Raw genomic sequence first — 7,965 nt, 5'->3', positions numbered from 1 at the left:
AGCTCTAGCTTTTCCTTTTATCCCGTTTACTTTACTTAAAGGTGATGCTTTCGCATCTGTTCTCTGAAACTTCTTTTTTAGAATTTTCAGGGGTTGGAATATACTGTTCAGTTATCAAGGTTCATTTTTGTTGTGTTAGCGACAACTTCTATATATTAACACGGTTACCGCTATTTGTCAACAACTTTTTTCTTTTTTCATCCGCGGCTTTTTTTGTTTTCCCGCCGTGGATTTACAATATATCACATTAAATTGCAGTTTGTCAAGAGCCTTTTTTCATTTATTATACGTGATTTTTTCATTAAAACATCGGCATTTCAGGCATAAAAACAGGCCATCCACATATACTGTGGTCTGACCTGTTTCTGTTACCAGTTCTTGTGGTTATACGCCCTTCCCCATAATTCCCATCATAAGCTTCATTAAAATATTATTATTATAAAGAAGGCTTAAAAATCCATTGTTATTGATCTGCGCCATTACATTTTTCCCAAAATCCGTTGTGGCAAAGGGGATCAGAACCAAAAACAAAATTTCCAGAATCAAAAGTCCCTTCAAAATTCCAAGGAGCGCCCCAGCAAAATGATTGATCCCATGGATGATCGGCAGGCGATCTACGATATCAAACGCAAGGATCAATATATGAAGCGCAAAGAACACAAGCAGAAACGTAACTACATAGCCGATAATGCTGAGGCAGATATTGCTGATAAAGCTTCCGATATAATCTGTAAACCGTTCCACTCCCAGCTGCTGATAAACGGCCGTATTATTATTTGCTTCCAGAGATTCCCTCAGATTTTCCGGAACCGGCAGCATCTCGATGATTTTGCTCTGCTGTGTTGTGGAAAGCTCTGCATCCACCTGTTCTCTGAACTCATCAAAACCGATTCCCTTCGGGAGCACCGTTCCTGCCGAAAGCACGGTTCCCGCAGGAAATACCGTTCCATCCGGAAGCTGAACGTCCGTCGGCAGCGTCACATCTTTGCCCAGGACAATCGTTTCTCCGTCATCCGTCGTTTCCATATTCATCTCTGAGGCAATCATGTTCTCAATCTTCGCTTCGATCCATTCATCCAGCTTCGTGTGATCCCGCAGAAAGCCGGTTACGATCGGATTCAGCGCCATAACAATAATTCCCGACAATATCAATGCAATCAGCGAGAGGCTGCTTCTCAGAAGCCCTTTTGCCCCGCCGATAATAATACTCAGCAGCAGGATCAGAGCTGCTGCTATCAAAACAAAATTTATTTCCATGATGTCTTCCTATATAAGCACATGCTTTTCAATGGCATATGCCACACCGTCTTCATCGTTGCTTCTGGCGACCATGTCCGCTGCGTCTTTTACAACCTCCGGCGCATTCTCCATTGCCACGCCGATACCGGCGGCCTCCAGCATGGAGATATCATTTTCCCCGTCTCCGAAAGCCATAACCTGTTCTGATTCAAGTCCAAGATGAGCAGCCAGAGCCATCAGCCCTTTGCCCTTGGTTGCGTCTATATGATTGATCTCCAGGTTATTTCCCAGAGAAGACGTAACCGACAGTCCCGGAAAGGCTCCCAAAGCGATCCTGGCCGTCTGGCGATCCGCCTCCCTTGACGGCTTGAAAAACAGATTGAATTTTTCCACAGACTTAGTTCTGTCTGTCACCCAGGAACGCATATGGTCTGTAGGCACCCTTGTAGAACGGATCAGCCTGATGCGCGGCTCATCTGTCATAATTTCTTCCAGATGGGCAAAGTGCTCCGGCTCCATGCGTGCCACTCCGTCAATACAGGCGTCCTGCATCGTATGATAACCGGAAATGAAATCCCAGATCTCTGTAGCCTGCTCCGTTGCAAATGCTTTTTTCGATATAAGTTTTTGATTTTTTACATCCCAGACCGCAGCTCCGTTGACAGTAATTGCATATTTAACAAATGGCAGGTCCCGCACCTCCGGTGCAAGACCTGTCACACTTCTTCCCGTAGCCGGAACGATATAGACTCCACGCTCAGCTGCCTGTGAAAGCACAGACAGCGTATGAGCCGTAAGCCGCTTATCTGTAGTCAGCAGGGTGCCGTCCAGGTCCAGTGCAATCAGTCGAATTTCCATAATCCACCCTACATATTCTTAAAAAACTGTTCCTTTAAAATCAGATAGCCTTCTTTATCATATTTGGAAGTAAACAGGCCTTTGATGCCTCTGTGCTCTGCCTTGTCAATGGCATCATCCACCAGATTTCTGGCTGCCTCCTCGGAAAGCTCAATTCCTTCATTTCTCATCCGCTCTGCTGCCGCATAAATAGCCAGCCCGGCCATTTCGTCAATGACACATTCTTCTTCCTGGGCATATTCATTGGCGCAGGCCACAAAATCATCGATGCTCATTTCGCTTTCATCATCGAGATATACACACAGCCTGTCCAATGCAGGATTTGCCGCAAGAAGCTCGTCAATGCGATCCGTAGAATCCACCAGAATGACAACCATGGAAACGAAAGGATGCTCCAGCTCTGCCGCCAGCTCAGATGCCGTCTCGTCGCTCATATCCGCCGCACCGTCCACGATCAGATCTCTGCCGGCCAGTTTGGCAAATGTGCCGTGAATGCCTCTGGCATTCAGCTTTTCTCCGGAGATTTTGGCCACCTGGGTCGCCGGAGTTTCAAGAATCTCATGAGTTTTCTTCAGCTTTTCCACAGCAAGAGGAACTCTCCCAGGCCCCGGCTCTGCATCCACCACCACGCAGGTGATCCGGAACTCCTCTGAAACCTCCGAAACCGTCTCAAAATCCTCTTCCATTTCAGGCACCATTGCCGCCATTGCTGCACTGACCTCATTTACCAGCTCATCCGCTGCTGCATCATCGTCGGCTTCCTCCTCCGAAGGAGCTGTCTCCTCAGGCGCCGCCGGTTCTTCCGCCTCATAAGCAGGCAATTCCGGCTCCTCTTCTTCTGGTTCTTCATCATCAGGCAATACCGGTTCCTCCTCCGAAGCAGCCTCATACTCAGGCTCTTCCTCTTCAGATTCAACCAGTTCCTCTTCTGGTTCCTCTTCCGGTTCCTCCGCAAATACCGATGCCGCAAGAGCTGCCGATACATCATTCAAAAATTCCGCTGTCTGTCCGAGGTCCTTTTCCGGTACAGCTTCAGGTTCCGGCTTCACAAGCTCCCTGGTCTGTCCCATCAGTTCTCTTGTATCCTGTGCTGCCGTTTCCTCTTCCACGGGCAGATCATCCGCTGCTGCCCGTACCGCCTGAGCCAGATCTGCCTGCATGTCCTGGAAGGCATCTGCAAACAGCATGCCGGAAGACTCGTCCACCGAAGCCTCCTCCGTAAGCTCCGGTTCGGCAAACTGCTCCTGTGCAAATTCATCCTGAGCGAATTCGTCCTGGGCGAATTCGTCCTGGGCGAATCCATCCTCTGCAAATTCCTCTGTCATGGCCGTCTCGCGGAGTTCTTCCCGGCTGTTATCCGGTTCTTCGGCACTGCCTCTGGCATCCAGCGTCTCCTGAGAATATTTCTCTTCAAACTCCCGCTCTACCGCCCGGACCCGCTCCTCAAACTTCTTTTTGTTGACAAGCTTCTCCTGCTGGGACGGAGTCAAAGGCTCATACTGCATTTTCAGATTCAATGCTTTGTCCACATAGGGACCGACACTGAACCAAAGGATAATTTCATTGCAAAGCTGTACGCAATCCTTGACGCGCCCTGCCTTGTGATACAGATAAGCAAGCTCATATGCCCACTTTTCCTCAAATTCATTTTTCCGGTATAATTCCAGGATCGTGATCAGCTTATCCAGCGGCTCTCCTCTGGCCGCCTCGATCTGATAGGCCAGAATCAGCTTGCTGATATCATTGGGGGCAATTTCCTGAAATTCCTCAAAAAATTCTTCCGCTTCATCGAGATTCCCTGCCTTGATACAAAGCTCCGTCAGCTTGTAAAGCATCCGGCGTCCCACCGGTACCCGCTCATAAGCAAGCAGCAGGACGTTCTTTGCCTCTGTATAGTTTTTCATTTTCTCATACACCTGGGAGACCAGAGTCAGCATTTTAATATTTTTGACCTTGCTCCAGTCAATGGTGTCTGCGATTTTTGCAGCGGATACAAAGTCCTTTTTATCCGCATGCTTTTTAATTTTATCTTCCTTGATACTCAATTCATATTTATCCACAGTATCACCTCAAATATAATTGATCTTTGCCGTCTGGGCATATATACGCACCCTAAGTGTATCATACTCATTTTCCCTTGTCAAAAACAACCGTAAAAAAAGGATACTTTCCTGTATCCTTTTTTTATTTTTATATGTAGTTGTATGTTTTATCTGTAATTTTTTCTTTTATCTATCGAAGGAATTTTCTGTGATATCCTATCCGCCTTATTCAAATATACTATGGCTTCTGTTCCGTCAACTTCCAATACCTTGACGTTTTCCATTTTTTACATTGTTTCATTTTGCATTACCGAAAACTCATGATTCTCATTGATGTTATCACATCTGATCCGATTTTCTTCTTCGATCTTGTATACTTTCATATACTGATTCGGATTCTTACGTTTTTATCTGTTCTCTATATGATGAAGGCGGTTCCAACAGGATGTTGCTTCCATCAACTGAGAATCATATTGAGTTTTCAGCTGTATTGCTTCTGTGTCCAGTGGAATCTCCTCCTTTCCCTTTCCTGAGCAACAATCCTTTTCACTTCCATTGACGACCTTGCACGAAAGCTTTCGTGGAATACGTCTCTCTTGTCTGAAAGAAGCTTTGTTATCATCCCAACTGATGGTACGTCTAATCTTGATCGATATCCCTATCGGATCGCCACTGATTCCGGTTTCCTTTGGAATGATTTTACCAATTCGGTTTCTTTACACCTTTTGTTTTCCGAAATCCTTTCTCGTCAGATTTCTTTGCTGCTCCTTTTGTTTTAAAGGATTGTCTGTTTGTTTGTTGTCCTTATAATAACACAGTCTTTTAATGATGTCAAGTATATTTTTAGTTTTTTTTAAATTTATTTTGTAGTTAATTGATATAAAAGTTATATTTTTCTAAATTATCTGTTTTTTCTCGACTATTGCATACAGTAAAGCAAATAGTAGTTCACCATCGCGGCGCCGCCTTCCTCATCTGGCTGCTGCCCTTTCTTCTTTTTCCGGCCAATAAAAAACGCCCGATTTTGTACTTTATCTCGGGCGCGTGCATCCTTATGCCATCATAGGAATGCGGATCATATACTGTTTTAAGGATATAAGCCTTCTGTCCTGGCTCTATGGCCGCCCGGAGCTTACAGCTCCGTCCTGCCCTCCAGCGCACGAAGAAGAGTGACCTCATCAATGTATTCCAGATCACCTCCCACAGGGACGCCGCTGGCAATCCTGGTCACCCGGATCCCGGTGGGTTTGATCAGCTTGCTTATGTACATGGCGGTCGTCTCTCCCTCCAGACTTGAGTTGGTGGCGATAATGACCTCCTTCACATCCCCCTGAAGTCTTGTCATCAGTTCCTTTAACCGGATATCCGCCGGGCCGATGCCGAGAGCCGGAGAAATGGCTCCATGGAGCACATGATACACGCCTTCATACCGGCCTGTCTTTTCATAAGCTGCCAGATCCCTGGTATTCTCCACCACCATGATCGTGCTGTGATCCCTCTTATCGCTGGCGCAGATGGGACAAAGCTCACTGTCCGTCAACGTAAAGCATTCCTTGCAGTAACGAACCCCCTGTTTTGCCTCCAACAGGGCGTGGGCCAGCCCCTTCACCCGCTCCTCCGGCATATTCACCACATGAAAAGCAAGCCTCTGGGCCGACTTGGCGCCTATACCCGGAAGCTTGGACAATTCTTCAATTAAAGCTGTGATTTTACTGCTGTAATAGTCCATCAGAAAGGAAAGCCTCCACCCAGACCGCCAGTCAGGCTGGACATATTTGCTGCCGATGCCTCTTCCATCTGGCGAAGTGCTTCGTTTGTCGCTGCCATGATCAGATCCTGCAGCATCTCGATATCATCCGGATCCACGACCTCCTCCTGAAGTTTAACCGCCGTCACTTCCTTCTTGCCGGAAACGGTAACCTCCACTGCGCCACCGCCGGCAGCTGCCGTGAATTCCTTTGTCTCAAACTCCTTCTGTGCCTCTTCCATCTGCCTCTGCATCCTTTGGGCCTGCTTCATCAGATTATTCATATTACCGGGCATTCCGCCCGGAAATCCACCACGTTTTGCCATGGGATTTTTCCTCCTTTTAATACGGTTTCAAAGCGTTATTACTATTCTAACTATTTTCTGTAATGATGTCCATATGAATTTTTGTTTTTAACTCTTCTTCACTGATGTAGCGGGTATCGCCGGTCTCGCCGTCCGTAAAGAGCCGGGCCCGAAACCTGATCTCCTTCTGATAGTTGGTACGCACGTAATCCTCAAGGGCAGTCAGCACCTGTTCCCGTCCGCCTATCATATAGGAGGTTTCGTCATGGAAGCCAAGAGATATGGCCGCATCACCGGCAGGCTCGACCACAGCACCAGAAAGTGCCGGCCGATAGGACGCTCCAAGATCCCGGATGATCCGGCTCCACTGTTCCTTGATCAGCTGCAGATCCTCATACTGCGCCCTTGGGAGTGTCACCACCCGCTGACCAGCCGATCCTGTCTGCCCGGTTTTACTGTTCCCCGCCATACCGCCGGTATCCGAAGCTCCGCTCCCGCTGCCCTCCTCCATCCCGGAGGCCGCAGGCTTCACACCTGCAGGCAGCAGAAAATCACCCTGATCCAGCCGTTTTTCCAGTTCCTTTACCCTCTGAAGAAGAGAATCCACATTTTCTTCCATCTGTGGATTTGTGAGACGGATCACCGCCAATTCCAAAAGCACTCTTTTGCCCGAGGCATAGCGCATTTGCCCGGACAGCTCTGAAAAGACACGAATATAGCGCATCAAAGTCTCGCTGTCGATGAGCTTCGTTTCCTCCTTCAGCCGGCGGATATCCTCCGCCGTCATATCAAGGACTTCCTCATCTCCGTCGGTGGCCTCCAGAAGCAGAAGATTTCTCATATACCAGGTAAAATCCAGCACAAACTGGGAAAGCTCCCGGCCCTGAAGCACCAGCTCCTCCACCATTCGTATGCTCTCCCGGGTGTTCTTTCCTGCCACCGCCCGGAGGAACCGGCTGAACACCTCATTATCCACGGCTCCCAGAACCTCCAGCACCCGTTCGTAAGTCAGATTCTCCCCATAATAAAAGGCCACGCACTGGTCAAACAGACTGATGGCATCCCGCATGGAGCCATCACCTTTTTTTGCAATGTAGCGGAGCGCTTTATCCTCCGCCGCAATTTTCTCCGCATCCGCCATCTCCCGAAGTCTCGCAGAAATGGTTTCACCGGAGATCCGTTGGAAATCATACCGCTGGCATCTGGACAGCACAGTTACCGGGATCTTATGAACCTCCGTTGTTGCAAGAATAAAGATCACATAGGAAGGCGGCTCCTCCAGGGTCTTTAATAGAGCATTGAAAGCGCCTGTAGACAGCATATGAACCTCATCAATGATATATACCCGGTATTTTCCTTCCGCCGGGGAATACTGCACCTCATCACGGATCTCACGGATGTTGTCCACGCCGTTGTTGGAGGCCGCATCAATTTCCACCACATTGACCGAATTGCCCGCGGCAATGGCCCGGCAGGCCGCACACTCACAGCAGGGGTTTCCATCCACCGGATGCTCGCAGTTGACTGCCTTCGCCAGTATTTTTGCAATAGTCGTTTTTCCGGTTCCTCTGGTTCCGCAAAAAAGGTAGGCGTGTCCGATGCGTCCCGTTTTTATCTGGTTTTTTAAGGTTGTCACAATATGATCCTGGCCCTTCACATCTTCAAAGGTACCGGGTCTCCACTTCCTGTATAATGCCGTATATGCCATAGGTCAGCTGCTTCCTTTTTCTCGTGGTTATGGCTGCACACCGTCTGCAACCAAAGGGGACGGGGC

At 48.2% G+C, this 7,965-nt stretch carries 6 protein-coding genes; all 6 read right to left on the bottom strand.

The genetic code is table 11. The annotated features are described in order from the left end of the window. Positions 1-384: 384 nt before the first annotated feature. Complete coding sequence (locus QJ036_RS08190; protein WP_283230901.1) at positions 385-1,257, bottom strand: CvpA family protein; 873 nt, start codon at positions 1,255-1,257, stop codon at positions 385-387. A gap of 9 nt (positions 1,258-1,266) precedes the next feature. Next, a complete protein-coding gene (locus QJ036_RS08185; RefSeq protein WP_283230900.1) occupies positions 1,267-2,097 on the bottom strand; it encodes a Cof-type HAD-IIB family hydrolase in 831 nt (276 codons plus the stop codon). Between the two features lie 8 nt (positions 2,098-2,105). Beyond that, positions 2,106-4,157 (bottom strand): hypothetical protein, encoded by a 2,052-nt coding sequence (locus QJ036_RS08180; RefSeq protein WP_283230899.1) that lies wholly within the window; start codon positions 4,155-4,157, stop codon positions 2,106-2,108. Positions 4,158-5,271: 1,114 nt separating this feature from the next. Further along, the gene (gene recR, locus QJ036_RS08175) at positions 5,272-5,868 is read right to left on the bottom strand and encodes a recombination mediator RecR (protein WP_283230898.1); all 597 of its coding nucleotides are present in this window, start codon (positions 5,866-5,868) and stop codon (positions 5,272-5,274) included. Beyond that, positions 5,868-6,212 carry a YbaB/EbfC family nucleoid-associated protein gene (locus QJ036_RS08170; RefSeq protein ID WP_283230897.1) on the bottom strand — a complete coding sequence of 115 codons (345 nt, stop codon included), beginning with the start codon at positions 6,210-6,212 and terminating at the stop codon, positions 5,868-5,870. The genes recR and QJ036_RS08170 overlap by 1 nt, the downstream gene beginning before the upstream one ends. A 46-nt stretch (positions 6,213-6,258) precedes the next feature. Then, positions 6,259-7,899, bottom strand: coding sequence for a DNA polymerase III subunit gamma/tau (gene dnaX / locus QJ036_RS08165; RefSeq protein ID WP_283230896.1), 1,641 nt, complete (start codon positions 7,897-7,899; stop codon positions 6,259-6,261). Positions 7,900-7,965: the final 66 nt, after the last annotated feature.

Origin of the sequence: Fusibacillus kribbianus (genome assembly GCF_030053595.1) — a bacterium.
In the GTDB taxonomy this organism is placed as follows: domain Bacteria; phylum Bacillota; class Clostridia; order Lachnospirales; family Lachnospiraceae; genus Lientehia; species Lientehia kribbiana.
Note: the sequence above shows the minus strand (reverse complement) of the source record. Positions and strands in the feature narration are given on the sequence as shown.